This is a genomic window from Luteibacter sp., assembly GCF_051958795.1.
In the GTDB taxonomy this organism is placed as follows: Bacteria; Pseudomonadota; Gammaproteobacteria; order Xanthomonadales; family Rhodanobacteraceae; genus Luteibacter.
Genome location: NZ_JBQCFT010000154.1, coordinates 1 through 2,153 on the forward strand (window position 1 = coordinate 1; position 2,153 = coordinate 2,153).

At 66.2% G+C, this 2,153-nt stretch carries 1 protein-coding gene; it reads right to left on the minus strand.

From position 1 onward, the window contains the following. Positions 1 to 162 precede the first annotated feature (162 nt). A complete protein-coding gene (locus tag ACTHLF_RS08180) occupies positions 163 to 1,659 on the minus strand; it encodes a hypothetical protein (RefSeq protein ID WP_440326450.1) in 1,497 nt (498 codons plus the stop codon). Positions 1,660 to 2,153 lie beyond the last annotated feature (494 nt).

Here is a 2,153-nt window from a genome sequence, read left to right on the forward strand (position 1 = left end):
CGGGGCGTGCGGGGGCGCTTCGCGGTGCGGCAAAGGCGACCGCCAGCAGCGCGTCGCTTTAGCCTGCCGTTCCTTGTGGGAGCGCGCTGGAGGGCAAATCCAGGGTTAGGCCAGGCCCCAACACAGCAAGCGCCCACCCCCGCTCCCAAAAGGAACGGCAGGCTAAAGCGACGCGCTGCTGGCGGTCGCCTTTGCCGCACCGCGAAGCGCCCCCGCACGCCCCGGTGCCTGTACAAGCGCATCCTGAAACGCGGCGAGCGCGGGGCCTGGCTTGTGCTGCTCGAACAGCAATTCACCGAGCTGCTCGCGCGCCGGTACGATGGGGCCGGGTGTGACGGGGCGCTTCTCGATCCGGTCTTCCTTCTCCGCGGCGTCGCTCAGCAAGGCGACGGCGCCTGCAGGATTTCCGCTTGCCTGCGCCGCCCAGGCCATGACCTCGGTCGCAAGGATCCCGGTCTGCTCCGCCCAGTACGTGTCGCCCGCCACGTGCAGGCGAGCCTCGATCGCACGCAGGCGCTCACCTTGTGCCCGCGCCTCGTCGGGGCGGCCGGTCCGCGCGAGCCCTATGCCCTTCGCCCAGAGCGCGATCGCCACGACCGATTCGGGTGCACCCTGCGGTGGCGTGATCGCGGCGGCTTCGTCCCAGCGTGCTTCTTCCACGGCGACGCGCACTGGCATGGCCGTCGACGCATAGGCGATGGCGAAATCCGTCATGTCGAGTCGCGGCAGCTTCTTCATCTCGGCGATGACCTGCCGCGCTTCCTTGTCGCGCCCGGTCTGCAGGTACGCATACACGAGGTAATCCATGGCGTGTAGCTGGCCCATCAGGTCGCCCTGCGCGCGGGCCGCCTTTTCCGAGGCGATGTTCGATGCGATCGAGTCATCCCACAAACCCAGCCGGGTGAAAATGTGCGAAGGCATGTGCAACGCATGCGAGGCGGATGGCGCGATGCTCGCGTATTTGCGCGCGGCGTCGAGGCCTTGCTTCGCCAGTTCGGCGCTATCGCAGGCATGGATGAGGATGTGCGCGATACCGGGGTGGTCCGGATGGGCCTTGAACAGGGGCGCGAGTATCGCGACGGCCTGCTTCTGTCGCGCATGCGTCTTGTCGGTGGGTGATGCATTGGCCAGCAAGGCCACGGCGTAGAACACCTGCGCCTCGATGTCATCCGGATGGCTGCCTGCCACCACCGCCATCGCCTGTTCGTAGGCCATGGTTCGTTGTGCGCTCGTAAGCTTGGGGTCGGCCCGGTAAAGCTGGCCCAGAGCACGGATGTAATCGCGGTCTGGCCCGGCAGCGGGTTGCAGCTTCGCGGCCTCCTGCGCTTCCTTTTGTCCTTCGGCGAAGGTTGCCGGGGGCAGGGGAGGCTGCCAGACCGGATGGAAGTCGGTCATGGCAATGCCCCAGTGGGCCATGGCGCATTTAGGATCCTTCGCGGCGACCTCCCTGAAGGCTTTCTGCGCGGCACTGAATGCGAAGGAGTGCAGCAGGGCGACCGCGCGGTCGAACGGCTGCTGCACGGCCGGTGCGCAGGCAATGGGAAACGAGACCGTGCCGAGTTTTTCCGGCACGGGGTGGTCGTGGTCGTGCATTTCCTGGGCATGGGCTGCGCCGGTGCAGGCGAGCATGGCTAGCAGGACGCGCGTTCGAGCGATCATCGCGGTTGCCTTTGATGCGCCCGGGGCAAAAGGGCAAACACCAATGTACCCCCGCCAGCCGGTCAGGCCCATCTGCAATACGGCTAGCCCATACGTTCCCCTTTCGAAAACGCACGGTTTTGTGCGGGCGCGCTCGCCTTCGGCCTCGCGCTATGCAATCGGTTCATTCGCTGGCGCGAATGCATGTGTTGAGCGGCTGACGCCGCCTTGCGCTCGGACGTCTCCGGAAAGAGGCCTTGGGGCCCACCCTCGCTGCTCAGACAGGTCCTCCGCGTTCGTACCGGAGTGCGCCTCCGGCGCAAATGTACTTATTGGCCTACGGCCGCTCTATTGTGCGGAACTCGCTTCGTGGTGGGGCCCCAAGGCCTCCCGGACGTACTGAGGTTCATGGTGGGAGAGCCGGATTTCGCTTCGTATCCGGTTTGCGGACACGCGTGGCCGGGCACGGCTTCGTCCGCGGACAGCAAGGCGCGCGTCTCATAGTCATAACGAAA

Excerpts from the sequence above, each read along its gene's own strand:
- ACTHLF_RS08180 (WP_440326450.1), bottom strand. The coding sequence starts at position 1,659 with ATGATCGCTCGAACGCGCGTCCTGCTAGCCATGCTCGCCTGCACCGGC.